The following is a 25638-nucleotide window of genomic DNA, read 5'->3' as shown; positions in this document are numbered from 1 at the left end:
TACGTCTCGACGCGGGCGAGCACGCGCTCGACCGCGTCGGCCTTGCTGTCATCGCCGTCAACTGGTTCAACCGCCAGTGTCAGCGGCTTCCCCTGTGCAATGACGAACGCCGTACAGTAGCGATGGCACTTCGTCGTGCCGTCACGGGCTTGCATCCGGCGGAATTCATCTTCGTCATCCGGAAACCCGTGGAACGGGTTGTCCATGAAATCGAGGCAGATGGTTCTCGACCGGTTGCGGTCGAGAACCGTCATTGCCACCAGCGCGAGGATATCGTTGACAGCGTCAAGCATCGACTCTTTCTCCAGTGTGTGCAACCAGTCCATCACCGTCTTGCGATTTGGAGTGTCTTCTGTGTTCTCCGTCACACCGTTGACCGAAGTCGTGTCAACGGCAGCCCGTAAGACGACTTCCATAATCTCCTCGGAATCGAGGCCGGAGCCCTCGATTCCTTCCATCGGTATCAGCTCGAGCAACTCCATGCTAAGAGACTTCAACTGGCCGTTCGAAAGGAACTCGTCCGGATCTGTGAGGATGCGTTTGAGTTTTGGTAGCCTCATTACGCACCAATCCGGACAGCGGCTGAATCAGGCGACTGATTCAGTCGCCTCATTCTGACTACTACGTGTCAGCAACTGGTCTCTTGAGCCAGAGTGGACAACTAGCGAACCTCGACGCCAAACTCCGTATCCAGATGCGAACCGAACTGAACAAGCTTCACGACCGGGTCGGCAAGACGTCGGTGTACGTCACGCACGACCAGGAGGAAGCGATGACCCTCGGTGACCGTATCGCGGTCATGAACGACGGACGACTCCAGCAGTTCGACTCCCCACAGCGCGTGTACGACGAACCGACGAACCGGTTCGTCGCGGGATTCATCGGCGAGCCACCGATGAACTTCTTCGACGCCGAGTTCGTCGAACGAAACGGTGACCAGCGACTCGTCTCCGACCCCTTCGAACTCACCGTCCCCGAGAACGTGGGTTCGAAACTCGCACGCTGGGAGGGTGACCTCGAGCGACTCGTCTTTGGCGTTCGTCCCGAGAACCTCCACGACGCATCGTTGCTCGACACGGACGAGACCGACGCCGGAGCCACGTTCCGGGCGCATGTCAAGGTCGTCGAACCGATGGGGTCGAACGTCGACCTCACGCTCGCTCCGGACGCCGAATCACCGGAGGAAGAGGAGTTCACGGCTCGCGTCTCGAACGACACCACCGCAGTGGCGGGCGACGACATCACGCTCGCGGTGGACGTGGCGGAGACCCACGTCTTCGACGGCCAGTCGGGAAAGAACATCACGATTTGACCGACCTCGATACCATCGACACCATGCGAAAGACCATCATCAATCCGGAAGCAGGCGAACGAATCGGCTACACCGAGGGTACCGAAACGGAACCGGCGTACTCGGAGGGCGTCGTCGTCGAGATGCGCGAGTACAAGCGCGTGTTCCTGGCGGGGCTGACTGCCCGCGACCCCGAGTTGGAAATGGGAGACCAGACCCGCGACGTGCTAGAGCAAATCGAGGCCGACCTGCACGCAGTCGGCGGAACGATGGACGACGTCGTCCGCGTCCGGGTGTACGTGCCCGAACCGCATCTCACCGAGGAGAATTTTAGCGCCATCCACGACGCGAGAGGGGAGTTCTTCGACGAGGAACACTACCCTGCGAGCACGCTCGTCGAGGTTGCGAACCTCGTCCGCGAGGGGAAGCTAATCGAAATCGATTCCGAGGCTATCGTCCCGAACGACGGGTGGGTCGTCGAACCCATCGAGCGTGAGGACTGACCGTTCTCTCGATTCGGTCCGTTCGTGGTACCCTGATGCGATGCTTTCCGGTTCGATACCGGGTTAGATATCTGGTAAGATTTCTAGTTAGCTATCTATCTATCCTTCTCGAATCGACGTTCAGTACGCGCTCTCTGCTTTCGCTCTCTCTTTTCTCCTTTGCCGATAGCGTGTCTCACCCTTGCGTTCCTGTACACTCCCGCCGGTTGCTAGCTGGATGGCTGTCCAGATAGCTATACAGAAATATATACAGATATCTGGCTGTAGGGCGCTTCGAATCCACCTGACACCGCGAGTTGGACCCCGAGAACGCTTCGAAAATGAACTACCGCTTCTCAGACCTGCTCCAGTCCGTTCTCCTCCCGAAGCACGTTGATGTACTTCCGGAAGCCACTCTCCAGGTCGTACTGCGGTTCGTAGCCTAGCTCGTCCTGAATCGCGGTCATGTCGAGCTTCTGGGTCCACGGCAGTTCGCCCTCGTCTGACACGTCGAGGTCGGCGTCGGGCATAATTTTCTCGACCGTCTCGGCCGCCTCTCGAATCGTCGCCACCGTGCCACGGACGTTGTAGACGCGCTGGCTGAGTTCGTCGTCGGAGACGAAGGCTGCGAGGCGGAACGCCTGTGCGATGTCCTCGACGTGTTGCCAGTCGATGACCTGGTCGCCGTACTCCACGCTGAACGCGTCACCGAGCGCGGGCTTTTCGACGATGTTGGCGAGGAACGCAGATCCGCCCGTCTCGCGGTACGGTCCGTAAGCGACGGTCGGTCGCAGGGCGACGTGGCTGACGTCGTGGTCTTCGAAGTACACCTTTGCCTGGTGTTCGTTGAACTCCTTCGTCGCGCCGTAGAGCGTGTCGGGGTAGACGAGGTCGTCTTCGGTGACCCACCCGTCGTCGTAGTTCGCGGGCGGGGCGAACACCGCCGCGCTGGACGCCCACGCCACGCGCTCGACCTGGTCGGAGAGCGTGCGTGCCGCCTCGAAGACGTTGTTCGTCCCCTGTACGTTCACGTCGATGGCGAGTCGGGGGTTCTCGCGTGCCGTGGTCGTGAGCAGGGCCGCGAGGTGGACGATTCGCGTCGCACCCGTCTCGCGGACCGCCCGGAACACGTCCGTCGGGTCGGTGATGTCGCCCCGTCGTACCTCCACTTCGTCGGCGACCCCGAGTTTCTCCAGGATGCGCGTGTCGGTCGAGAGGTCGTAGGCGACCACGTCGTGTCCCTGTTCGACGAGGTCTTTTGCCGTGTACGACCCGATGAAGCCTGTCCCACCTGTGACGAGCACCGTCTCGCTTTGCGCCATGCGTTTGGAGTCTCGGAGTGACGGGAAAAGGTTTTCTTCCCTTCGTTAGCCGCTTTCCCGTCGAGGACAGTCGAGTGACCTCCTCCGCCGCACGGATTTCCGCGAACACATGATTCATCTTTCCGGTCGAACCAGTTCGAAGGGAACCATCTGTGAAGCGACCGTCACTCTCCATCCCCAGTATCTCGCGGGAAACCGCGCTCGTCGTCGGCCTCATCGGCGGTGCGGAGTTCGTCAACCACACGTATCTCGTCCTCTTTCCACCCATCCTCGAAATCCTCGCGACCGAGTTCGACGCCTCCCTCGCCATGCTCGGCATCGCCATGGGCGTCCAGGGGTTCACGAACGCCCTCTTCCAGCTTCCGTTCGGCTACCTCTCGGACAACTACGACCGCCGCATCGCGCTCGGCCTCTCGCTCGCACTCAGCACGGGAAGCGTGTTTCTCGTCGCGTTCGCGCCGACGTTCGAAGTCCTCCTCCTCGGTCAGGCGCTGCTCGGAATCGGCATCGCCGGTCACCACCCGACTCACTTCCCATTGCTCGCAGACGCGACTCCCGAACACCTTCGCGCCAGGGCGTTCAGCGTGAGGGGGTTCCTCGGGAGTCTCGGCTTCGCCGCTCCCCCCGTCTTCTTCGCGGCGACCCTCTCGCTTCCCGGCGTGACGTGGCGACACGCCGTCGCGGGTATCGGCCTCTTCGGTGCCGTTTACGCGACCGTTACGGTCGCAGCGTTCCAGCGATACGTCGGGACGGACCTGACTGCCCCCGGCCCAGCAGAGAGTCACTCCGGCGAATCGATACCGTTCGGCGAGCGCACCCGTCGCGAACTTCGAGCCATCCTCGCTTCCCCGTCTATCCTCGCGCTCGCCGTCCTCGCGCTGGTGGCATCGACCGCGAGCTGGGGACTCACGTCCTACACCGTCGTCTTCCTTCGAGATGGGTATGGCCTCGCACTCGACGCCGCGAACCTGACCCTCTCGGCGATGTTCGTGGTCGGCGCGGTGATGGTGCTCGTCGGCGGCGACCTCTCGGATCGCTTCTCGCCTGGGCCGCTCATCGTTGGGAGCTACACCGTCGTCGTCCTGTTCGTCGGCCTGCTCGCCACGCTCGCGATTCCGGCGGCGGTCGCGGTCGGCAGTCTGCTCGTCGTCGGTGGCATCCGGTCACTCGCCGGCCCTGCCCGGTCGAAACTTGCCGACCGCCTCTCGACGCGGGGCGACCTCGGTCGCAACTTCGCGCTCATCACCGTCGGCACCATGACCGGGAGCGCACTCGCTCCCCCACTGTTCGGCGCGCTCATCTCGCGGGCCGGGTTGCAGACCGCGTTCACCCTCATCGCCGGAATCTCCGTCGTGGCGGTGCTGGTCACGGTGTTCGTCCTGTACCGGCGCGATGCGAGTTCTCCGGCGTCCGGTGGGGTGGAGACGGAGTGACCCGTCACTGGCGATAACGTCCTCGACGACGTCCGCTAACCGACGGGCCCGCTACTACGAGGTAGTCGACGAGAAATCACTCACGTCTCTCGCATCGCCGTTCTCGTCCACTTCGAGTTCGAGTACGTCGTCTTCCAGTTCTATCTCCAGCACGACTCGGCTCGCTCCTCGTTCGAGGATGCCGACCGCGTCGGGGTCTAACGCGAAGTCGAGTTCCCAGAGTCGCTTCTCGCGTAGGTTCACGCCGTGCCGAAAACAGAAGCCGACGACGGCAGGGTGTGAGACGAACGCCGCGCCGAGGGTCGAGTTGAACCGACACAGACACCGTTCACAGGTGTACTCCAGATTGACGGCGTGGCCGAACTCGTCGTCGGAGACGAGACGACGACCCATCTTCCCACTGCACATCGGACAGACGCCGGCGTTGCCGACTCGTCGAATCGTCCGACATCGGTGGTCGAGTACCGTCGCGACTTCCGATTTCGTTCGTCCGTCGAGCGCGGCGGACGGGAAGACGTATCGAACGAACCAGTGTACTCGGGACAACACACCATCGCGAAACCGTTCCGATACCGAAGTTCGAGCGTGCCACCACAGCGAACGCAGGGTGTCGGGAGTTCGTGCGCTAAGAGGGAGCCTTCCGCCGTGAGCGAACCGGTGTGGAGGACTCTGAGGGCGTCGTATCCGAGCCGTCGCAGTCGGTATCCGTCGTCGGTGCGTTCGACGAAGTGTGGCCGAAGTTGGTTCAGATGGTAGTTGACGTGGCCGGTATCTCGGACTCCGACGTACTCCTGAATGGTCGTAAATCGAACGTCGTCGCCGTCCGACGTTTCGAATATCGCCCGGAGGACGTCCAGTCTGATGTCACTGCTCAGCAACGCGAACGCCTCGGCCGGTTCGATACCGGAGGTCGTTCCGGACGATTCCATCGTCAACACGGCGACTGTCGAGAAGTAAAGGTGTTCCCGTTCGTGTTGGATTTCTAATCGAAATCCGCTTCGAAAAACACCTAACATCGAGTCGCACTCACGACGTGATATGTCCGCAGTCACGCTCAGCGACATCGACCGAAAGTACCGGAACGACGAACGGTTGACGATGCTCACGGCGTACGATGCACCGATCGCTCGGCGCGTCGAGGCTGGCGGCGTCGATATGATACTCGTCGGCGACAGTGCCGGACACAATCACATGGGCTACGACGACACGCTCCCGGTCACGCTGGACGGCGCACTCACGAACACGGAAGCCGTCGTCCGGGGAACGGATCGTGCGCTGGTCATCGGCGACATGCCGTTCATGTCCTACGGCCCCGACGTCTCCCGCTCGGTTCGGTCGGCGGGTCGATTCCTGCAAGAAGCAGGAGCCGATGCCGTGAAGCTAGAGACCGCACCGGGAGGGGAGACGCCCGTCGAAATCGTCGAACGCTGTACCGAACTCGGAATCCCGGTTCAGGGACACCTCGGATTGACCCCCCAACGGATGAACGAACTCGGCGGCCCGGTCATCCAGGGTCGGGAGGGGCCGGATTCCGATTTCGCAGGCGAATTCGTGGACACTGCCCGACGACTCGTGGACGCCGGAATCTTCTCGCTCGTGCTCGAAGGCGTCACCGAACCCGTCGCAAAGCGCGTCACTGACGCGGTGGACGTGCCGACCATCGGCATCGGTGCCGGTCGCTACACCGACGGACAGGTGCTCGTCGTCAACGACCTGCTCGGATTCGGGGCGTCGGGATACAAACTCTCCAAGCAGTATGCAGACCTCGACGGAATCGTTCGTGACTCCATCTCCGAGTTCGTTACCGAAGTCGAGACCGGTGCGTTCCCGACGCGAGAGCACGTCTACGAACCGATAGAAGACGAGTGAGTCGACGGCTCGAACAGAACGGTATCTTCGAAATCAAAGAGGACTGCGCTCACGTCGGCTTGTGTGCTCTCACGGAGAAGGTCAGCGGGTAGTCCTCGTCGGGAATCTCCCAGTGTCCATCGGCGCGCTCTTCCATCAGGTCGGGGAACTGCTCGAAGGAAGCGAACGGATGCTCGCGGAGTTCGTCGACGGTCAATCCGGCGTCGACGAGCGCCGTGACGATTTCTCCGAGCGAGTGGGACCACTCGTGGGTGACAGTGTGTTCGACGTTCGCATCGAAATCGGCGTACGTCCCGTCCTCGTCGAAGGTCAGCGGTTCGTCGGAGAAGTACGGCCAGTCCGACCGCACGGTGCCGTCCTCGTCGACGTGCAGGTCCATGAAGACGTGGCTTATCGGGTGGAGTTCGGCGATGAAAAAGCGCCCTCCCGGTTTCACGGACTGGGCGACCACGTCCGCCCACGCCTCGACATCCGGCAGCCAGTTAACCACGCCGTACGAGGTAAAAACGACGTCGAACTCCCCGTCGAGAATGTCGTCGAGAGCGTACAGGTCCGATTCGACGAACGTCGCGCGGTCGGACTCGCCGACCTCTTCGGCGAGATCGCGAGCGGTCTCGATGGCGGTCGCCGAGAAGTCGACCCCGACGACCTCGCTCGCCCCCTCGCGCAGCCAGGACAGCGTATCCAGTCCGAAGTGACACTGGAGGTGCAACAGTGACTGCCCACTCACGTCTCCGACGCCTTCGCGTTCGAGCCAGTCGAGCGTCGTCTCCCCGTCACGGAACCCCTCGACGTCGTAGTAGTCGGTGTCCGGATGGAGTTCGGCGAGTTCGTCCCAGTGGGAGCGGTTCTCGTCGAGTCGTTTCTCGTCGGTCATACGTCTGGCTCGGAGCGGACACGGATAACGTTTGACGGGTCCGTCTCGGTGTCTCGACGCTCGTATTCGGTGTCCCCCCCGACGGTGAGCGGTTCGGACGAGGCACCCACTCGTCTATTCGTGCAGTCCGCCGACTTCCGCGTAGAACGACGACTGCAACTGTTCCGCCATATCCTCGTCGCGGTCGATTCGGGCGTCGACGACGAACGGTAGGTCGCTCGCTTTTCCTTCCCGGAGCGCGTCGGCAAGCCCGCCCGGCGTCGTCACTCGCCTCCCATCGGCTCCGAAACCTTCGGCGACTTTCACGAAGTCGGTGTCGTGGAATTCGACGCCCGCGATGTCGCCATCTTCCTCCTGCATCTGGCGTACCATGCCGAGGCTGGTGTCGTTCAGGACGACGAACGTCGGTGCGACGCCGTACTCGACGGCGACCTCGACGCTCGTCATCGTCATGGTGAACCCGCCGTCGCCCGCGACGCCGATGACGTCGGCGTCGGTCGAAATGGCGGCACTGACCGCGGCCGGGGCAGACCAGCCCATCCCCCCGACGCCGCCACTGCCGAAGTAGGTGCGGATGGCCGGGGTCTGGAGGTAGTTCAACAGCCAGAAACGGTTGTTGCCCGAGTCCGCCGTGACGATGGTGTTCTCGTCCACCATCGCCTCGATTTCTTTCACCGCACGCTGTGGTTTGATGGGTGCGGCGTCGCTCTCGCACTTCTCGGTGAAAAACGACTCTCGCGCTTTCTCGGCGCGTCCGCTCGCCCAGTCGTTGTCGGCGTTTCCGGCGTCGGCCAGCGCTCGAAGACTCTCTTTCGCGTCGCCGATGAGTCCCACGTCGGCGGGGTACACCCACCCCGCGTTCCGGGTGTCGATGTCGGCGTGGACGATGGTCTGTTCCTCCGGCCGGATGAACGACGGCGCTTGCCAGTTAGTGTCCATCGGATTCATCCGACAGCCGACGACGAGGAGGGTGTCGGCCTCGCTGACTACCTGGTTCGCGCCCTCGTGACCGAACGAACCGATGACACCCGCCGCGAGGTCGTGGGTCTCCGGAATCGTCGATTTACCGAGGTAGGAGGTCGTGACCACCGCGTCGTAGGCTTCTGCGACCTCTCGGAGTTCGTCGTACGCCCCCGCCGAGTGAACGCCGTTTCCGGCGACGACGACGGGTCTGTCGGCCGATTCGAGTGCGTCTTTCGCCGCCGCCACGTCTCTGTCGGTCGGTTTCGACTCCCAGTTTCGCACCTGCGCCTCGCTGTCCCAGACCGGTGGCGTCGGGTCCTCCGGCACGTCGTCGGTGATGGCTCCGCCGTCGAGGATGACCGCGGTCGGTCCCGAGCGCCCTGCCGTCGCGTGTTTGAACGCCAGTTGGACGCTCCGAAGGGTCTCGGTCGGCGTCCGCGGGAACCAGTGTTCTTTCGTCACGCCGTCCAAGATTTTGGGCAACGAGAGGCCGCCGTAATCCCCCCGAGACTGCTGATAGGGAGCGAGCGTCGAGTAGTCGCCGCGTTCGCTCGCCTCCGTCAGGACGACCATCGGTGAGGAGGCGAGGCGGGCCTCCATCTGTCCGATGACGCCGAGACTTCCGATCCACGGACCCTGTCCGGCGAGGACAGCCGGTTTCCCGTGGAGACGCCCGTACATCTCCGCCATGACGCTTCCCTCGCGCTCGTCGCGCGGTCGAACGACGTCCACGTCCGACTCCGGAAGGTCGTCCAGCAACTCGATGACACGGCCGCCGGGATAGCCGAACACGTACTCCACCCCCAGCGATTCCAGAACCGAAACCAACGCCTCGCTCGTGTTCGTGGTACCTCCGTCGGTGTCGTCGACGCCTGTCATGCTAACCCAATCGACCCGCGCTGCGCTCTTTGTTCTGTCGATTGTCGAACTCTGTCCGAACAGCACCCCCGATTCGATACGGCCGACCCTTTATAACCGATACCGAACCATCACCCACCGTGAACCGCAACGACCGAACCATCGTCTCGCTCGCCATGCTCGCGCACGCGATGGTTCACACTTACGAACTCTCCTTTCCCATCTTCCTCACCGTCTGGCTGACGGAGTTCGATACCTCGACGGCGACGCTCGGTATCGTCGTCTCCGTCGGCTACGCACTGTTCGGCCTCGGCGCGCTACCCGGTGGCATCCTCTCGGACGCCTACGGCTCACGCCGCCTCATCGTCGCCTGTCTTCTCGGCATGAGCGGGTCGTTTCTCGTCCTCTCGGTCGCGCCGACCCTCCCGTTCGTCGCGCTGGCGCTCGTCCTGTGGGGTGCGGCGGCGAGCGTCTACCACCCATCTGGCCTCGCGCTCCTCAGCAAGGGCGTCAGCGAGCGCGGGAGCGCGTTCGCCTATCACGGGATGGCGGGCAACTTCGGTATCGCCTTCGGCCCGCTGGCGACGACGCTCTTGCTCCTCGCATTCGACTGGCGAACCGTCGTCGCCATCCTCGCCGTCCCCGCTCTCGTGGCAGCGATACTGGCGTTCCGGACCGACATCGACGAAGCGGCAGCAGTCGACGGTCAGGAAGCACGTGCGGACGGCGGCGTCTCCTCCGTCTCGGAGTTTCTGGCCGACTCGCGGACGCTCTTCGCGGGCTGGTTCGTCGCAGTCTTCGGCATCGTCATGATGTCGGGACTGTTCTATCGCGGCGTTCTGACCTTCCTCCCCGACCTGCTCGGTGGATTGGCGCTGTTCGACCCCGTCGAAATCGCGGGCGAGTCGCTGAAACCGGCCCGGTATCTCTACGCCGGACTCCTCACCGTCGGGATGGCCGGACAGTTCGTCGGCGGGAAACTGACCGACAGGGTAGAAAACGCCCGTGCTATCGCAGTCGCGTTCGGCGTCTTGGCGGTCATCGCGCTCGCGTTCATCCCCGCCGCGAACGCCGGAATCGCCCCCCTGCTCGCCGTCAGTTTCGTCCTCGGGTTCGCGCTGTTCGTCGTCCAGCCCCTCTACCAGGCGACGGTCGCCGAGTACACGCCGCCGGGTACGCGCGGTCTCTCGTACGGGTACACCTACCTCGGGGTGTTCGGCGTCGGCGCGCTGGGGGCGGCCATCGCGGGGGTCGTCCTCGATTACTTCTCCCCGAGCGCCCTGTTCGCAGTTCTCGCGGGATTCGCGACGGTCGCGTCCCTGCTCGGGATACTGCTATCGGTCCGCGGAACGAGTGCCGGTTGAGATGAAATGTTTTCCGACCTCGTCCATCACCTTTGCTTCCGCGCGGGCGAGATGTTCCCACGCCGTCGTCGAGGCGATACCGACGGCGTCGGCGATGTCCTCGATGCTGGTCTCTTTTTTCGGCCGGTAGTAGCCCAGTTCGATGGCCGTCCCAAGCACCTCGCGCTGGCGGTCGGTGAGTTCGTAGAGAACGCGTGAGAACTCCAGTTGCTCCCGTTCGGTCACCTCACCGAGTTTCACGTTTCTGACCAGGTCGGTCTCGTTGCCCGCACGTTCGAGCGAATCGACGATTTCGTTCAGATTCTCGTCGTCGTCGAGATATAGGGTCCAGCGTTCCCACCCGGCCGTGATGGTGGTCCCGGTTCGGTAGTGGACGCCCATATCGGTCAACCGCTGTGAGATGCTATCCCACCGATAGCTGTCGTAGGTGATGGCGACCAGCACCCGACCGACGTCGAGTGGGGTCAGCGGGTCGACACCGAGAACCGCGTCGGCTGCCGCGAAGTCGTCGAGGAACCCCGCTACGGACCGTTCCGGTCCCGTAATCTCGATGATGCGCTTTCGTTCGGCGGCGCTTCCCGTCATCGAGGAGACGGAACGAAGCGTTATCGCGGGGTATTCGGCACTGATGTCGCTCTCGGGTTCGCCGTGGTGTCGGACCCGGAGCGTCACTTCTCGCATTACTTCGATTGAGGGAACCGAGCGGGTTGAAGCTTTCGTGCTGTATATATTATGGTTCTGTTCATAGAGAGATACGATTCTAGAGACATCTCGCCCGGCGATTAGTTAATCCGAATATATCCGGTGGTATAGCAAAGTGGCCGTATCGCTGTGAATATGTACCATGGGAACTGGTGACAGAATCTCGGATGCAGACCTCAGCGGCCCAGTAGTCGACCGGCGGACGACGTTGAAACTGCTCGGTGCAGCAGGAATCACTGGATTGGCCGGTTGTACCGATAGCGGCGGTGACGGTGCCGGCGGCGGTGGCACGACCGACGGTGACGGTGGAACCACTGAAGTTCCATCGTCCAATCAGCGTGGCGGCCGACTGAAAGCCGGGTGGTTCACCGGGAGCATCGACGTTCTCGACCCCCCGTTCATCAGCGTCGGTCAGTACTTCCAGGTGGCCGCGAACGTCTTCAACGGACTGGTCACACTGAAAAAAGACCTCACGATTCGGGGTGACCTCGCGAAAGATTGGCAGGTCAGTAACGGCGGCAAGAAGTTCACGTTCGACCTGCGGAAAGGCGTGAAATTCCACAACGGGACGGAGTTCACCGCCGAGGACGTGAAATTCACCATCAACCGGACGATATCCGAGGAGGCACCGGCTGCTTCGAAACTGGAGTCGCTCAAGGCGGTCGACGATGGTGGCGTCGTCGTCAAAGACGACTACACCGTCGAACTCAACTTCAAGGAACCGATGGCCCCGGCGCTCGTCTACCTCACGCGCGGCCCCGGCCGTGCGGCGACCATCGTCAACAAAGAGGCCATCGAGAAGAAGGGCGCGAAAAAGTACAAGGTGATGCCGGTCGGCACCGGGCCGTTCCAGGTGAAACAACACGAGGTCGGTTCCGGCGTCACCCTCGAAGCGTTCGACGACTACTTCGAGAAAGACAGCGAAGGGAACGCTCTCCCGTACCTCGATGGCATCGACATCAAGCCAATTCCTGAACCGGCGACCATCGTGAACGCGCTCCGGAGCGGTGACATCGACTTCGCCAACCTCGTTCCGCTCCAGAACGTGAAGAAGATAGAGTCGGCGAACAGCGTCGAGAAGCTAGATGCGCCGGGTATCAACTGGTACGGCCTCGCCATGAACGAGCGCAGAAAGCCGTTCGATTCGAAGAAAGCTCGCATGGGAATCGCCAAATCCATCGACAATCAGGCGTTCGTCGATGCGGCGTACTTCGGCAACGCGCTTCCCGACACGGGTCCGATAAACAAGGCGACCAACTGGGTGTGGCGCGATGACAAGCCGAAAGACCAGGGGTACGACCCCGAACAGGGCAAGCAACTCATCAAGGAGGCGGGTGCCGAGGGCGCATCCTTCCACATCCTGGCGACGAGTAGCAGCCTTCGCGGCGCGAAAGCGATGCGCCAGCAGTTGAACGAGGCAGGATTCGACGTCAGCATCGAACAGGTGACGAGTTCGACGTACTGGGAACGCTACGAGAAAGGCAACTACGACACCACCATCAGCGGTAGCGTCGGTGACCCCGACCCGGACCAGTCGCTGTGGAACTTCTATCGCAAGCCCGACGACGGCGGCGTGTGGAACTGGATCAACTTCGAGGACGACACGGCGCACGAACTGCTGGCGGAACAGCGCAAAGCACTCGACCGAAACGAGCGCAAGAAGGTACTCCAGCAGTTAGAAGACCACCTCATCAAACAGGTGCCCCACGCCTACCTGATGCACCAGAACGACATCGCCGCGAAACGGTCGAACGTGAAGGGATTCACCCACATCCCGTTCATGCGTAACTTCCACAGTACGTGGGTCGAAGGATAGATGCGCCGGTACGTGGCAAAGCGCGTCGCACACGCCGCGTTCGTCATGTGGCTGGTGGCGACCACGGTGTTCTTCGGGCTTCGCCTGATTCCGGGCGGGCCGGTTCGAACCATGCTGGGCCAGGAGGCGACGCCGAAGGCGGTGGCCGCACTCCGCGAGAAGCTCGGCCTGAACGAACCGCTGTACGTCCAGTACGTCGACTGGATGGTGGATATGCTCACGCTCAACTTCGGCGAGAGTCTGAGCACGGGCCAGTCGGTCTCGACGCTCGTCGGACAGGCCGCACCGAAGACCCTCTCCATCGGCGTGCTCGCCATCATCGTCGGTCTCGGCATCGCCGTTCCGGCAGGTATCGTCAGCGCGACGCGCAAGGGCGAGAGCGTCGACTACGTGGCGACTATCTCCGCATTCCTCGGCGTCTCGATGCCGGCGTTCTTCGTCGGTATCCTGCTCGCACTCGTGTTCGGCGTCTGGCTGAACCTGCTTCCCGTGTTCGGCTACACGCCCCCGAGCCAGGGGATTCGCCCATGGCTGGAGAGCATCTTGCTTCCCGGTATCGCGGTTGGACTCCCGTACGCCGCCGTCGTGATGCGGATGATGCGCTCGTCGTTGCTGGAGGTGTTGAACGAGCCGTACATGCGGACCGCTCGTGCCAAAGGCGTCAGCAATCGCGTGATGCTCTACAAACACGCGCTCCAGAACGCGCTCATCCCGGTCATCACCGTCGCGGGAATCCAGCTCGCACTGGTGCTGGTCGGCAGCGTCACGGTCGAACTCGTCTTCGGCATCCAGGGCCTCGGTCGACTGCTGGTCGACTCGATGTTAGACCGCAACTACCCGGTGACGCAGGCGGTCATCCTCCTCGTCGCCGCGGTGATGGTGTTCACGAATCTCGCGGTCGACCTCGTGTACACCGTCATCGACCCGCGAATCGGGTACGGAGGTGAACAATGACGGAACACAGCGAACCGGGCGTCGGCCCGAACACACCCGCCGAACCGGGTCCGGCCGACGTTCCGCCCGAATATCAGGAAGAAGAACGCTACGAAGAGCACAAATCCACCCGACAGCGACTCGTTGAGGGCATATTGCACGACCGGATGGCGCTGTTCGGGGCCGTCGTGGTCGTCCTGTTCGTCCTCACGGCGGTGTTCGCGCCGTACGTCGCACCCCACGACCCGGACGCGACGTTCGACTTCATGAAAGGGCCGAACAGCTACTCGGAGGGCAACTACGACCAGGACCCCGGCACCGAGCGCATCTGGCATCCACTCGGAACGGATTCGTTCGGGCACGACCTCCTCTCACGGATAATCTACGGGGCGCGGGTCTCACTGCTCGTCGCGCTGGCGACGGTCGCCGTCGCCTTCTCGCTCGGGACGTCCATCGGCCTGCTCGCCGGGTTCTACGGCGGTTGGGTCGATAGCGTGCTGATGCGGTACGTCGACTTCCAGTGGGCGTTCCCCGAACTCATCCTCGGCGTCGGCATCATCGCCATCTCCGGTGGACTGGGCGTCACGAACGTCGTCATCGCCATCGGTATCGCCTACATCGACGACTTCGCCAGGCTCGTCAGGGGTGAGGTGCTGTCGCTCCGCGAGGAGGAGTACGTCATGGCCGCCCGTGCCATCGGGATGACCGACCGGCGCATCATGACCCGCGAGATACTGCCGAACGCCGTCGCCCCGCTCATCGTGCAGGCGACGCTGATGATTCCGTTAGCGATACTCGCAGAGGCGGGGCTGTCTTTCCTCGGCCTGGGCGTCAAGCCGACGACCCCGACGTGGGGACTCCTGTTGTCGGACGGTCGCCAGTTCATCGGCGAGGCGTGGTGGATAAGCGTCATGCCGGGGCTGGCCATCATGGTGACCGTGCTCGCGTTCAACATGCTCGGTGACGGTCTCCGGGACATCTTCGACGTGAGCGAAGGGGAGGTAGAGAGCCGATGACCGTCCTCGAAGTCGACGGCCTCCACACTCGATTCCCCACCCAGCGAGGAACGGTCGACGCGGTGAACGAAGTCGACATGCGGATAGAATCCGGCGAAATCGTCGGTCTCGTCGGCGAATCGGGGTCGGGAAAGAGCGTCCTCGCCGAGAGCATCATGGGTATCGTCGAAGAACCCGGTGAGATAGCGGCGGGCGACATCCGACTCCACGGCGAGTCGCTACTGGACCTGCCGGAGGAGCGACGGCGCGAGATTCGGGGCGGCACCATCTCGATGGTGTTCCAGGACCCGATGAACAGTCTGAATCCGACGCTGACCGTCGGCGAGCAGATAGCCGAGATGGTTCGACTCCACCAACCGGTCGGTGAGTCGGTGAGCCTTCCCGCCGAGATAAAGCGCAAGATACTCGGTGCCGCGAAAAACGGCGAGGCGTGGCGCAAAGCCATCGAGATGCTGGAGAACGTCGAGATTCCGGAACCCGAGAGTCGGGCGTCGGACTACCCTCACGAGTTCTCCGGCGGGATGCGCCAGCGTGCGATGATAGCCATGGCACTCGCCGCGGAGCCGGACCTGCTCATCGCGGACGAACCGACGACGGCGCTGGACGTGACCATCCAGGCACAGATTCTGGACGAACTCCGTGAGCTGAAAGACGCCTTCGATACGTCCATCCTGCTCATCACCCACGACCTCGCGGTCGTCGCGGAGGTCTGTGACCGCGTGAACGTAATGTACGCGGGGGAGATAGTAGAGCGCGCCGACGCGGACGAACTCTTCCGGAATCCACAGCATCCCTACACGCAGGGGCTCATCGCCAGCACGCCGCGTCTCGACGCGCCGACGAACGAACTCCGGCCCATCGAAGGGAACGTCCCGGACCTCATCGAAATACCATACGCTTGCCATTTCGCACCCCGGTGTCCGGAAGCCAAGAGGGAGTGTTACGAGGTCCACCCCGACTTCCGTCCCGTGGGACGGGCGACACAGCACAGCCAGTCGAGTAGCGGCGATTCGAGAGAGGGCCACGTCGCGGCGTGTCTTCGACGCGGCCCGGAGGAAGAACGGTTATGAGCATGCAGACGACGAGAACCGACGAACGTGCCGACGAAAAACCGTTGTTGGACGTGCGAGGGCTGAAGAAACACTTCGACCAGTCGGGCGGTGTCATAGACTGGCTCGTCGGCGACACGGCCAGCGTCCGCGCCGTCGATGGCGTCGATATCACGGTCAGAGAGGGCGAGACGCTCGCTATCGTCGGCGAGTCGGGGTGCGGGAAGAGTACGCTCGGGCGGACCATCCTCAACCTGCACGACGCGACGGCGGGGTCGGTACGCTATCGCGGAGAGGACATCACCGGGCTGTCCGCGAAGGAGATGCGTCCCTACCGGCGGAACTTGCAGATGATATTCCAGGACCCGTTGGCGTCGCTGAATCCACGCCAGCCGGTCGGAGATATCGTCACCGCACCGATGGAGGTTCACGGCATCGGAACCGACGACGAAGAACGGGTGGAGCGGGCGAAAGACCTGCTGAAACGCGTCGGGCTGAAACCGTCCCACGTCGAACGCTACCCACACCAGTTCTCGGGGGGACAGCAACAGCGCGTCGGCATCGCCCGCGCACTCGCGCTGGAACCGGAACTCGTCATCGCGGACGAACCCGTCTCGGCGCTCGACGTCTCCGTCCAGGCACAGATACTGAATCTGCTCGGAGAGCTACAGGAGGAGTTCGGGCTCTCGCTGGTGTTCATTGCGCACAATCTGAGCGTCGTGCGCCACGTCGCCGACCGCGTCGCCGTGATGTACCTCGGTCAGATAGTTGAGACGGCTCCGGTCGAGCGACTGTTCGACGACCCGCAGCATCCGTACACGAAATCGCTCCTCTCGGCGGTTCCGCGCATCGACCCGGGTGACAGGGACGACCGCATCATCCTCCGTGGGACGGTGCCGTCGCCAATGAATCCGCCGTCTGGCTGTCGATTCCACACGCGGTGTCCGGTCGTGATCCCCCCCGACGACTGGGTCGGTACCGAAGACGGATTCCGGGCGGCCTTCACGTTCCGCAACCGCGTGTTGTCGGGCGAACTCGACCCTGACGCTGCACGGAATCGGCTTCGAGCCGAGGGTCGCGGAACCGACGACGCGACCGTCGCGTCGTATCTGGTCGAACAGTTGCTCCCGCGAAATCCGAGCGACCTTCCACCGGAGGCGAACGATGCCGTCCACGAAGCAGCCAGCGCGCTCGCTGGTGAGAACCGCGACGAGGCAGAACGAATCGTCTCGGAGGCGTTCCCCTCTCCCTGTGAACGGGAGTCGCCTCCAGAAGTGGTCGCGGCGGACGGACACGTCGCCGCGTGTCACCGGGTCGAACCGACCGGTTCGGATTAGTCGAAGATTCGTTCTTTCGACTCTTCGCTGAACCCGCTACTCGCTTCTTTCGCCGTCTCGTAGACGCGCCGGAGTTCTGCTATCGGCTCGTCGTGTGCGTCGACCCGGAGGTCGTGGTAGGCGGTCGTCTTCGGTGCTTTCACCCGCACGACGGCCGACGTGTGGCCGCGTTTGTCACCACCCGCCGCCTTTCCTGCGGCGAGCGTCTCGACGAGTCGGGAGATGATGTCACCCTCGCTCTCGGCGAACGTCTCGACGAGTGCGTCCAGGGTCTCCTCGCCGACGAGCATGTTCCCTGCGACCGTAATGCCCTGCTCTTCGTGAACCTGGTGGCCGAACCAGTCGTCACAGTCGCCGCCGGAGAAGGCGTAGGCGTTTCCTCGTCTGTCGAGTCCGTGCACCTGCCGGAGGTCGCTGTGGTCGTCCTGCGCGAGCAGGCCTTCGAGCGCGTCGTCGACGGCGAGGTCGGGAAGGAGTGCGACACCGCGCCTTCCGAGACGAACGTTGACGAAGCTCTGCGTACTGATTGCGCCGTCGTGGGTCACGCAGGGTGCGAGTGCGCCGACCGCCGGAGCGTCGGTGGCGACTGCCACTCCGAAGGTCGTTCCCTCGTCCGATTCTTCTCGGACGCAGATGGAGAACGTCATACGTTTCCCATTCGTTCGTCTTCCGATAAGCCCCACACCGGAACTATTTGGTGGGTATTTTAGGACGGCTTCCGAGTATGTCAGAGTATGCCAACCCCCGACCTCGACCGATTTACATCACGCCGTTCGACCGTCTACGCACCCAACGGTATCGTCGCCACCAGTCAACCGCTCGCGTCGCAAACGGGTGTCTCGATACTCGAACGGGGTGGAAACGCATTCGACGCTGCAGTCGCCACCGCCGCCGCGCTCAACGTCGTCGAACCGACGAGCACCGGCCTCGGCGGTGACGTCTTCGCGCTCTACCGCACGGCGGACGGCGAGGTCGGTGCGATGCGGAGTTGCGGCGGTGCGCCGAGCGAGGCGACCATCGAGAACGTTCGTTCGTCTATCACCGCCCGTGACGACCCTTCGGACTGGTACCCGGAGAATCGAGGCTACGCAGTCGACGAAACGCAGGATGCAGACGACCTCGGAATGCCGTTCCTCGGCCCCCACGCCGTGACCGTCCCCGGTACTGCTCGGGGCTGGGAAGCCACGGTCCAGCAGTTGGGTCACCTGTCCCTCGGCGACGTCCTCCAGCCAGCTATCGAGTACGCGACGGATGGCTACCCCGTTTCGGAGGTCATCGCATCTCACTGGACGGGTGCGGAGGACCTCTTCACGTCCGAACACGCCCGAGCGGCGTTCCTGAAAGACGGTCGCGCACCCGATGCTGGCGAGCGGATGACGCTTCCCCGTCTCGGGGAGAGTCTCCGGACGATCGCAGCGGAGGGGGCAGACGTCGTCTACGAGGGTGCTATCGCCGAACAGATTGCGACGGAAGTCCAGTCACACGGGGGATTCATGACGGTAGACGACCTTGCCGACTTCGAACCCGAGTTCATCGACCCGGTCTCGACGACGTACGGTGGTGCGGAGATTTTCGAACTCCCGCCGAACAACCAGGGCCTCATCGCCCTGGAGGCGCTCAACATCGCCGAGGAAATCGGTGCGAACAAACACCCACTCGACTCGGCGGAACGCGTCCACTACTTCGCCGAGGCGATGAAACTCGCCTTCCACGACGGGCATCGCTACATCACCGACCCGGAGTTCGAGGACGTTCCACCGCTCGCGTCCGACGCCTGGGCACGAAAGCGGGCGACGGGTGTCGGCGAACGAGCGAACCACGACGTGAGCTTCGGCGTCCCAGACGCGAACGCGGAGGACGCGGACACCGTCTTGCTCTGTGTCGCCGACAGCGAGGGCAACGTCGTCTCGTACATCAACTCGCGCTTCGCAGGATTCGGGTCGGGCCTGGTCGCTGGTGACACGGGAATCGCGTTACAGAACCGTGGTGCGTCGTTCTCGCTCGACCCCGAGCACCCGAACCACCTCGAACCTGGCAAGCGTCCGTTCCACACGCTGATACCCGGGCTCGCGCGGTTCGACACCGACGATTGGGCAGCGTTCGGCGTGATGGGTGGCTACATGCAACCACAGGGTCACGTACAGGTGGTCTCGAACCTCGTGGATTACGATATGCCGCTGCAGGCCGCGCTCGACGAACCGCGCTGGCGATACCGGGAAGACGGCACTCTCGCCGTCGAGGGCCGGATGGACGGCAATCGCTCGACAAAACTCGCTCGAAAAGGCCACGACGTGCGCGTACTGCCACCGTCGCTCTTCGGCGGTGCACAACTGGCGAGATACGACGACGGCGTTCTCTCGGGTGCGACCGAACCGCGAAAAGACGGCAGTGCCGCCGGCTACTGAGTTAGGCGCTTTCGTCCTCGCCAGAAGCGCTTTCGTCCGATTCGGTCTCTTCGTTTTCTGCATTCGATTCGGTTTCGTGGTGCTCTCCGGTATCTCGAATCTCTATCTCCATCGGCCCCTCGTCGGCACGCTCCATCGCGTCCAGTTCCTCGCGGAGATTCGGTTTGCTCCCCTGACTCCTCCCGACGAGGTAGCCAGCGGCGAACGAAAGACCCATCAGTGCGACCGTTTTGAAACCCGACCCTGTCCCCCCGGTCGTCTCTTCGTGCTCCGAATCGTCACCTTCCGCGTCTGTCGTGTCGTCGGCCATAGTCTTCCGTTTGGGGGAGAGGGACTTTTCCGTTGTGGTCGGTCACCGTCGGGCCACTCTCCGGAATCACCAAGACAGCGGCAGTCTCCGCCGTTCGAGGTGAGACCGCACCGGCGCTGAGAGAACGTCGCCTGGCCGCTCGAAGCCGAATCGAAACGTCACGAATCAGTCGCTGTGTAGTGATGAGAAAAACAAACGTCGGGCCGGTAACCCCCGACCTCAGAAACTCGCTTAAACTTCCGCGTCGGGTTCGACCACCGAGTCGCTCTCCGTCTCGCTGGACGAGGAACCGGACTCTTTCATCTCGTTGAGTTCATTCTCGACTTCCTGTCGCCCTTTCTTGAACTCACCCATCGCCTCGCCCGTCGAGCGCGCGAGTTTGGGAATCTTGTTCGCCCCGAACAGGAGCACCGCGATGAGCAGAATCACCGCGAGTTCCATCCCGCCGGGAACCGGCCCGAACAGCGGAATCGTTTCAACTATCATCTGTACTTAAACATTGTGGGTGGCAATTATAGGCTTTTTGCTCCGTGTGAGTCGTTGACACCCGTCCGTAACACGCCGATTTCGTCTCCCTCTCCACGCACATCCGGGTCGTGTGCTCATCTCGGATGGTGATTCCTGCGAGGTCGTTACGTCCCTCGGTTCTCTACGAACTCGACGACCCGTTCGGTCCCCTGAAACCCCTCGGCCATCCGTCTGACAAGCTCTCCGTCTTCGAACAACAGGAGGGTCGGGACGCTCCGGATGTCGTACTCTTCTACGAGCGAGAGGTCGTCGCCGGGGTTGACCATCACGACCGTCGCGTCGGTCACTCGTGCGACGATTCCGACGACGGGCTCTATCGCCTGGCACTTCGGACAGTTCTTCGTGTAGCAATCGACCAGCACGAGGTCGCGGTCCTCGACGATGCGAGCGAGTTCGTCTCCGTCCGCGACGCGGAGTGGCTTCTCCACTTTTTCGGTCACGCTCCGAGGTACGAACTCGTCGTACTTACGTCGTACCCCCGTCGTGTCCGAAATAAGCGAGCGAGCAGTCGAACCGGCGGGCGCGGTTCTCAGGCGTGCCGTTCGATTTCGGTACGGAGTTTCGACTCCATCTCGCTGGCGTTCTCGTCCGTGAACGAAAGCTGTGCCCAGCGTTCGTCGACGTCGGCCATCTCCGAGAGTAGTCCGCCTCTTTGGTCGATTTCCAGTTTGACGTCGAGCGTTCCACTGGATTCGGTGGGGACGATTTCGAGTTCGTCCAGTGCGCCGGAGAACGGGCCGGACCGGGGGACGAACTCCAGTTCCTGGACGAACCGCTGGCTAGAGAACAGACCGCCGGAGCCTTCTCACAGTTGGCGGTTCGGAGCGTGAATCCGAGCGAATCGAGTGCGGAGAGGAAGGTGGCGAGTCGCGGACCGGGGTCTATCTGTACCGGGTCTTCGTCGTCGGGGTCGACTGCCCACTCGACGTCGAGTCCGGTTTCGAGCCAGACGTTCGTCCGCCCGGCCGTGATGGGGGTATCGAGGGGGACGTCGACGGTGACTGGAAACGTCTTCTCTTCGTCCAGGCCGATGGTGAACGGGTCGGCGACCCGGAACTTGTCGACGACGCCCGTTCGGGTGCGGTCGTCAGTCTCGTATCGGGTCAGGAGGGGGAAATATATCGCGTCGACGTCCTGTTCGGACGACCCCCCCCTTCGACGTGGACCTCGACCTCGACCGATTCGCCGGCCGTCAGGGTGGTCTTCGGGAGGACGGTATCGACACGCGCGGCACCGATTCCGACGCGGGAGAGGATTCGTTTCATCTCAGGGGGTTATTTCGTCGATTTCAGACATAAGTTTTCCTCTCGGTGTGACTGTCGTTCGACACGGTTTTGTACACCGCCCGCGCTCCTCGAGACGGATGCCAGATTCGGAGACGAACGACGCGGAGGCGACCGATTCGGCGGCCACGACCGAGGCGGAAATCGCTGTGCGCGAGTACGTGCTCGACGCCCACGAGGAGACGGTCACCGCCGTCCTGCGCTGTGCGGACGAGGTCTCCGAGACGTGGGCCGACGACGGGGTGACCGACAACGCGGCGGTCGTCGAACCGCTGTCACGGAAACTCCGCGAAACCGACCTGTTGGAGCGTTTTCCGGACCTCCTCTCGGGGGCGGTGGCCGCCGCCGGGTTTTCGATGCCGGCCACGCCAGTTCCAGCACCGCCGTACGTCACCGTCGCCAGTCGTGGACCGGTTCTTCGGGCGACGGTCCCGGCCGGTCGGTTGGTCGTCTCGATTCGTGCGTTCGACGTGATTCGCGAGGGTGGAGTTGGGTACGCGCGAGGAACGGACGACCCGCGCGAGGCGGTGTCGGTCGCGCTCGAGTGACTCTGGTGGCCTGGTTCGTGCACCTCGGTCGAAATACAATCCTCTCTCAGGTCGGTGGCGGTTCGACACCTACGGTACCTGCCGCACCGCCCGCCAGTGCGCCTTCTAGCGCGAGCAACAGGCCCGCCAGCGCGGGGATGACGACACCGAGTTCGGCGTCGAACTCCGCGGCCAGTTGGGTCGGAATTCCGCTCGTCGCGATCAGATAGTTCAGCCCCCACAGCGCTCCGACTTCGCTTCCCGGTGTGGTCATCGTGTAGTGAAGGACGAGGGCGAGTACGACTCCCCCGCCCATTCCCGCGAGGAGGCCGTGGGCGACTCCGTCGCGCCAGGTACCGCCCGCGAACCACCCGGCGACGTACCCGCCGGCCAGTCCGACCGTCAGGAGCGCGACGGCGGCGGTAACTCTGATACGCCGTGGGAGCGGGATAGTCGCACCGACGAGCACCGCGAGGAGTTGAACCAACACCCCTGCTCCGACCGCTTCAAGGCGCATACTTGGCGTTGGGGGCGTGGTGTGAAGGCGTTTCGCCTCTCGATTTCCGCACCCGTTTTTGCCGTCGGTTCCTCGTCACCCGCGACGGTCGTTTTTCTCCGCCGATTCGACTCCCAGTCTTAACCCACTCGCCGACGTAGCACGCGCATGGCACAGGAACTCGCGGCGGGAGTCTGGTTGCTCGAACTCGGATTCCCGGTCGTCGGTGCGAACGCATTTCTCGTAGACGACGGCGAAGTGACCCTCGTCGACGCGGGCCTGCCCTGGTTCGGTGTGCGTCGCGAACTTCGGGACGCTGGCTTCTCGCCGACGGACGTAGACCGGGTGCTGGTCACACACTACGACGTAGACCACGTCGGCGGCCTGCGAAACCTCCCCGACCTCGACGCGCCGGTTTTCGTCGGTGAACGCGACGCCAACCTCCTCTCCGGCGTCTACGACCCACCCCTGTTACACCACAAGGGTGCGTTCCACCGCCTCGCGCGCGAACTCGTCACGATTCCCGCCCATCTCGACGTGTTCCCACTGGAAGACGGCGCGCAGGTCGGCGGGTTCACGGCCTTCCACACCCCCGGTCACAATCCGGGACACACGGTCTACGTCCACGACGAACTCGGCGTCGGTCTCCTCGGCGACCTCGTCTGGGAGCGCCACGGCGTTCTGTCCCCGCCCGGTGGTGGGACTCCTACGACAGGCGCGAGATTCGGCGGAGTATCCGCCGCGTCGCCGAGTCCGTATCGTCGGTCGAGGTGCTCTGTATGGGTCACGGCACGCCCATTCGGTCCGGCGGTTCGGCGGCACTTTCAGCGCTCGCGAGTCGGATGCAGTCGGAGTCAGAATCGAGCCGGTGATTCCTCGTGACGCGCTCACGGCCTGCAACGCCGGTAGTACGTAACTCGGACCGACTCCGACCTGGTGCGAACGCCTCTCTGTCTTCCTCTCTTTCCACATCGTGACAATAAAACTACACAACAATCACTATCACGCAGGTCGTACCTGATACCGAAATCGAATGGGGGGACGCTATCTCGTCACTGGGGCGACTGGCGCGTTGGGAAGTGCCGTCGTCGAACGCCTGCTCGAATCGAACTCGGACGACCGTCTCCGCGTCTTCGTCCGGAGCAAACGACGCTTTCGTGACCGATTCCCGAACGCGCAGGTCGAAATCGTTCGGGGAAACGTGCTCGTCCCGCTCACCGTGCGCCGAGCGATTCGAGACGTGGACGTGGTCTTTCACTGCATCGGCTTTCCGCTCACGGATTACTATCACACCCTCGAATCGGCCCGCCTGCTCGCTGCCGCTCTCGACGATTCCGACACACACGTCGTTTACCCCGGTAACACGTGGGTCTTCGGAACCCCCGACGACCCCGTCACGCCCGAGACGCCCTTCGACCCGCCCTCTCGCGTGGCGAAGATCAAGGCCGAGACCGACGATACCCTCGTTCGTGCGCCGTTTCCGACCACCGTCGTCCACCTTCCGGATTTCTACGGCCCGGGCGTGACGAACGACCTCGTACGCCCGCTGTTCGCACACCCAATCGACGGCCGAAACGTCCGCTTTCCGGCACCGGTCGACGTTCCCCACGAGTTCGTGTTCGTCGAGGACGCTGCACGAGCGCTGCTCGCGGTCGCCGACCCATCCGCCGGTCGGGTCGCTTCGTCGCCTCCCGACCCCACCGAATCGTCGGGTAACCGGCGGTTTACGGTCGGGACCGACCCGATTACGGTTCGTGCGTTCGTCCGCTCGGTGTACGACGAGGTGGGAACCGATGGTCGTGTCCGGGGCGTCCCACCGTGGCTTCTCCGAACCGCGGCGTTGTTCAGCGAGCGTGCCGAACTGGCGCGCGAAGTCCTCCACGTCTTCTCTCACGACGTCCGGATGGACGGTGAGGCGCTTCGGGATGCGGTCGGTTTCGAACCGCGGGTAGATTACGACGAGGGTATTAGTCGCACCGTCGCGTGGTACCGTCAGACCGAGTCCCGGGAGGCCACCGCATGACGGCACTCTGGAACCGGCGGTCTCGCGCGGTGTTCGCCGCTATCAGCCTCGGCCTCGGGGGATACGCGTTCGCCGCGGTGCTCGTCCTGCTCGCCGCCTTCGCTCTCGTCGCGGTGGGCATCCCAGTCTTGGAGCAGCCTTCGCTTCTCGTCGCCGTCTCGGTGGTGATGGGGCAAGGCGTCGCCTTCGGCCTGTTCGCGCTGGCGTACCTCCGGTACACCGGTCGTGGCTTCGAGTACATCGACGTTCGGCTTCCGACGCTCTCGGACCTCGGCTGGACCGTCGGCGGATTCGTCGTCTTCTACGGCGGTCTCATCGCGGTGTCGCTCGTCCTCGCCACGTTCGGAATCCAGTCCGCACAGAGCGAACTCACGACCCTCGGCGAACAGGACCCGCGGGTGTTCTTGCTCTTGATTCCACTCTCGTTCCTGCTCATCGGTCCGGGCGAGGAACTGCTCTATCGGGGCGTCGTTCAGGAACGCCTCCGAGAGTCGTTCGGTCGGTGGCCCGCCATCGCGCTCGCGAGTCTCATCTTCGCGTTCGTCCACGTCTTCTCGTTACAGGGGGCGGGCAAACTCGTCTACCTCTCCATCCTGTTCGTCCTCTCGCCCATCCTCGGTGCGGCCTACGAGTACACCCGCAACCTCCTCGTTCCGGTGTTGATTCACGGTGCGTTCAACGCCATCCAGTTTTTCCTCGCGTACCTGATGGTGACCGGACAGCTCTCCGCCTGACTCGCCCCCTCTCGTCCGTC

Annotated in this window: 26 protein-coding genes and 4 pseudogenes; 15 read left to right on the top strand and 15 right to left on the bottom strand. The window is 63.2% G+C overall.

Features of this window, described 5'->3' with window-relative positions:
• A pseudogene (locus ACR3FF_RS05705) lies at positions 1-560 on the bottom strand (ISH3 family transposase); the annotation flags it as partial.
• A gap of 65 nt (positions 561-625) precedes the next feature.
• Between ACR3FF_RS05705 and ACR3FF_RS05700 the strand changes: the two are divergent.
• Positions 626-1312, top strand: a complete 687-nt coding sequence (locus tag ACR3FF_RS05700) for an ABC transporter ATP-binding protein (RefSeq protein ID WP_458186837.1) — start codon at positions 626-628, stop codon at positions 1310-1312.
• A complete protein-coding gene (locus ACR3FF_RS05695; RefSeq protein ID WP_458186835.1) occupies positions 1309-1794 on the top strand; it encodes a RidA family protein in 486 nt (161 codons plus the stop codon). Before ACR3FF_RS05700 ends, ACR3FF_RS05695 begins: the two co-directional genes overlap by 4 nt.
• Before the next feature lie 335 nt (positions 1795-2129).
• Here ACR3FF_RS05695 and ACR3FF_RS05690 read toward each other — a convergent pair whose 3' ends face one another.
• The gene (locus tag ACR3FF_RS05690; RefSeq protein ID WP_458186833.1) at positions 2130-3095 is read right to left on the bottom strand and encodes an NAD-dependent epimerase/dehydratase family protein; all 966 of its coding nucleotides are present in this window, start codon (positions 3093-3095) and stop codon (positions 2130-2132) included.
• A gap of 152 nt (positions 3096-3247) precedes the next feature.
• On the opposite strand from ACR3FF_RS05690, the gene ACR3FF_RS05685 reads away from it, so the two are divergent.
• Positions 3248-4528 carry an MFS transporter gene (locus tag ACR3FF_RS05685; RefSeq protein ID WP_458186831.1) on the top strand — a complete coding sequence of 427 codons (1281 nt, stop codon included), beginning with the start codon at positions 3248-3250 and terminating at the stop codon, positions 4526-4528.
• 54 nt (positions 4529-4582) lie between these two features.
• Here ACR3FF_RS05685 and ACR3FF_RS05680 read toward each other — a convergent pair whose 3' ends face one another.
• Both ACR3FF_RS05680 and ACR3FF_RS05675 read right to left on the bottom strand, forming a co-directional pair.
• Positions 4583-5074: a DUF7351 domain-containing protein gene (locus tag ACR3FF_RS05680; protein ID WP_458186829.1), complete on the bottom strand. Its 492-nt coding sequence runs from the start codon at positions 5072-5074 to the stop codon at positions 4583-4585.
• Between the two features lie 182 nt (positions 5075-5256).
• Positions 5257-5406: pseudogene (locus ACR3FF_RS05675) on the bottom strand (DUF7347 domain-containing protein); the annotation flags it as partial.
• 160 nt (positions 5407-5566) lie between these two features.
• Between ACR3FF_RS05675 and panB the strand changes: the two are divergent.
• Positions 5567-6397, top strand: a complete 831-nt coding sequence (gene panB / locus ACR3FF_RS05670; RefSeq protein WP_458186827.1) for a 3-methyl-2-oxobutanoate hydroxymethyltransferase — start codon at positions 5567-5569, stop codon at positions 6395-6397.
• A 49-nt stretch (positions 6398-6446) separates the two neighbouring features.
• On the opposite strand, the gene ACR3FF_RS05665 is transcribed toward panB, so the two are convergent.
• Both ACR3FF_RS05665 and ACR3FF_RS05660 read right to left on the bottom strand, forming a co-directional pair.
• On the bottom strand, positions 6447-7274 hold the full coding sequence (locus ACR3FF_RS05665; protein WP_458186826.1) for a class I SAM-dependent methyltransferase: 828 nt from the start codon (positions 7272-7274) through the stop codon (positions 6447-6449).
• A gap of 114 nt (positions 7275-7388) precedes the next feature.
• Positions 7389-9116 carry a thiamine pyrophosphate-binding protein gene (locus tag ACR3FF_RS05660; RefSeq protein WP_458186824.1) on the bottom strand — a complete coding sequence of 576 codons (1728 nt, stop codon included), beginning with the start codon at positions 9114-9116 and terminating at the stop codon, positions 7389-7391.
• Between the two features lie 119 nt (positions 9117-9235).
• Here ACR3FF_RS05660 and ACR3FF_RS05655 point away from each other — a divergent pair, with 119 nt between their 5' ends.
• Positions 9236-10459, top strand: coding sequence for an MFS transporter (locus tag ACR3FF_RS05655; protein WP_458186822.1), 1224 nt, complete (start codon positions 9236-9238; stop codon positions 10457-10459).
• On the opposite strand, the gene ACR3FF_RS05650 is transcribed toward ACR3FF_RS05655, so the two are convergent.
• On the bottom strand, positions 10430-11140 hold the full coding sequence (locus ACR3FF_RS05650; RefSeq protein WP_458186820.1) for a helix-turn-helix domain-containing protein: 711 nt from the start codon (positions 11138-11140) through the stop codon (positions 10430-10432). The two genes, ACR3FF_RS05655 and ACR3FF_RS05650, sit on opposite strands and share 30 nt — an antisense overlap.
• A 163-nt stretch (positions 11141-11303) precedes the next feature.
• Here ACR3FF_RS05650 and ACR3FF_RS05645 point away from each other — a divergent pair, with 163 nt between their 5' ends.
• Genes ACR3FF_RS05645 through ACR3FF_RS05625 form a run of 5 tightly spaced genes read left to right on the top strand, consistent with a single transcriptional unit; the run spans position 11304 to position 17312 of the window.
• Complete coding sequence (locus tag ACR3FF_RS05645) at positions 11304-12977, top strand: ABC transporter substrate-binding protein (RefSeq protein WP_458186818.1); 1674 nt, start codon at positions 11304-11306, stop codon at positions 12975-12977.
• Complete coding sequence (locus tag ACR3FF_RS05640; RefSeq protein ID WP_458186816.1) at positions 12978-13931, top strand: ABC transporter permease; 954 nt, start codon at positions 12978-12980, stop codon at positions 13929-13931. It abuts the gene before it with no gap.
• The gene (locus tag ACR3FF_RS05635) at positions 13928-14926 is read left to right on the top strand and encodes an ABC transporter permease (protein WP_458186814.1); all 999 of its coding nucleotides are present in this window, start codon (positions 13928-13930) and stop codon (positions 14924-14926) included. Before ACR3FF_RS05640 ends, ACR3FF_RS05635 begins: the two co-directional genes overlap by 4 nt.
• Positions 14923-15996 (top strand): ABC transporter ATP-binding protein, encoded by a 1074-nt coding sequence (locus ACR3FF_RS05630; RefSeq protein ID WP_458186812.1) that lies wholly within the window; start codon positions 14923-14925, stop codon positions 15994-15996. Before ACR3FF_RS05635 ends, ACR3FF_RS05630 begins: the two co-directional genes overlap by 4 nt.
• The gene (locus tag ACR3FF_RS05625) at positions 15993-17312 is read left to right on the top strand and encodes an ABC transporter ATP-binding protein (RefSeq protein WP_458186810.1); all 1320 of its coding nucleotides are present in this window, start codon (positions 15993-15995) and stop codon (positions 17310-17312) included. Before ACR3FF_RS05630 ends, ACR3FF_RS05625 begins: the two co-directional genes overlap by 4 nt.
• On the opposite strand, the gene ACR3FF_RS05620 is transcribed toward ACR3FF_RS05625, so the two are convergent.
• Positions 17309-17959 carry a DUF1028 domain-containing protein gene (locus ACR3FF_RS05620; protein ID WP_458186808.1) on the bottom strand — a complete coding sequence of 217 codons (651 nt, stop codon included), beginning with the start codon at positions 17957-17959 and terminating at the stop codon, positions 17309-17311. The genes ACR3FF_RS05625 and ACR3FF_RS05620 overlap by 4 nt on opposite strands.
• A gap of 87 nt (positions 17960-18046) precedes the next feature.
• On the opposite strand from ACR3FF_RS05620, the gene ACR3FF_RS05615 reads away from it, so the two are divergent.
• Entirely contained in the window at positions 18047-19717 is a 1671-nt protein-coding gene (locus ACR3FF_RS05615; RefSeq protein ID WP_458186806.1) for a gamma-glutamyltransferase family protein, read from the top strand.
• A gap of 1 nt (position 19718) precedes the next feature.
• Here the strand turns inward: ACR3FF_RS05615 and ACR3FF_RS05610 are convergent, their stop codons facing one another.
• From ACR3FF_RS05610 to ACR3FF_RS05585, 6 genes and pseudogenes are all read right to left on the bottom strand, one after another.
• A complete protein-coding gene (locus tag ACR3FF_RS05610; RefSeq protein ID WP_458186804.1) occupies positions 19719-20027 on the bottom strand; it encodes a hypothetical protein in 309 nt (102 codons plus the stop codon).
• Positions 20028-20258: 231 nt separating this feature from the next.
• The gene (locus tag ACR3FF_RS05605; protein WP_458186802.1) at positions 20259-20513 is read right to left on the bottom strand and encodes a Sec-independent protein translocase subunit TatA/TatB; all 255 of its coding nucleotides are present in this window, start codon (positions 20511-20513) and stop codon (positions 20259-20261) included.
• Between the two features lie 146 nt (positions 20514-20659).
• Positions 20660-20995: a thioredoxin family protein gene (locus ACR3FF_RS05600; protein WP_458186800.1), complete on the bottom strand. Its 336-nt coding sequence runs from the start codon at positions 20993-20995 to the stop codon at positions 20660-20662.
• Positions 20996-21261: 266 nt separating this feature from the next.
• A pseudogene (locus ACR3FF_RS05595) lies at positions 21262-21315 on the bottom strand (hypothetical protein); the annotation flags it as partial.
• 95 nt (positions 21316-21410) lie between these two features.
• A pseudogene (locus ACR3FF_RS05590) lies at positions 21411-21662 on the bottom strand (sporulation protein); the annotation flags it as partial.
• Entirely contained in the window at positions 21659-21820 is a 162-nt protein-coding gene (locus ACR3FF_RS05585) for a sporulation protein (protein ID WP_458186798.1), read from the bottom strand. The gene ACR3FF_RS05585 and the pseudogene ACR3FF_RS05590, both read right to left, overlap by 4 nt.
• Before the next feature lie 98 nt (positions 21821-21918).
• Here ACR3FF_RS05585 and ACR3FF_RS05580 point away from each other — a divergent pair, with 98 nt between their 5' ends.
• Positions 21919-22386, top strand: a complete 468-nt coding sequence (locus ACR3FF_RS05580) for a DUF7988 family protein (protein ID WP_458186796.1) — start codon at positions 21919-21921, stop codon at positions 22384-22386.
• Positions 22387-22432: 46 nt separating this feature from the next.
• On the opposite strand, the gene ACR3FF_RS05575 is transcribed toward ACR3FF_RS05580, so the two are convergent.
• A complete protein-coding gene (locus tag ACR3FF_RS05575) occupies positions 22433-22882 on the bottom strand; it encodes a hypothetical protein (protein ID WP_458186793.1) in 450 nt (149 codons plus the stop codon).
• 147 nt (positions 22883-23029) lie between these two features.
• Here ACR3FF_RS05575 and ACR3FF_RS05570 point away from each other — a divergent pair, with 147 nt between their 5' ends.
• The 3 genes from ACR3FF_RS05570 (at position 23030) to ACR3FF_RS05560 (ending at position 25618) form a co-directional block, all read left to right on the top strand.
• Entirely contained in the window at positions 23030-23743 is a 714-nt protein-coding gene (locus ACR3FF_RS05570) for an MBL fold metallo-hydrolase (RefSeq protein WP_458186791.1), read from the top strand.
• Positions 23744-23894: 151 nt separating this feature from the next.
• A complete protein-coding gene (locus ACR3FF_RS05565; RefSeq protein WP_458186789.1) occupies positions 23895-24884 on the top strand; it encodes an NAD-dependent epimerase/dehydratase family protein in 990 nt (329 codons plus the stop codon).
• Positions 24881-25618 (top strand): CPBP family intramembrane glutamic endopeptidase, encoded by a 738-nt coding sequence (locus ACR3FF_RS05560; RefSeq protein ID WP_458186788.1) that lies wholly within the window; start codon positions 24881-24883, stop codon positions 25616-25618. Before ACR3FF_RS05565 ends, ACR3FF_RS05560 begins: the two co-directional genes overlap by 4 nt.
• Positions 25619-25638 lie beyond the last annotated feature (20 nt).

This window comes from Haladaptatus ordinarius (genome assembly GCF_054177595.1).
The sequence above is the reverse complement of the archived record's forward strand: the minus strand, read 5'-3'. Positions and strand labels throughout refer to the sequence as shown.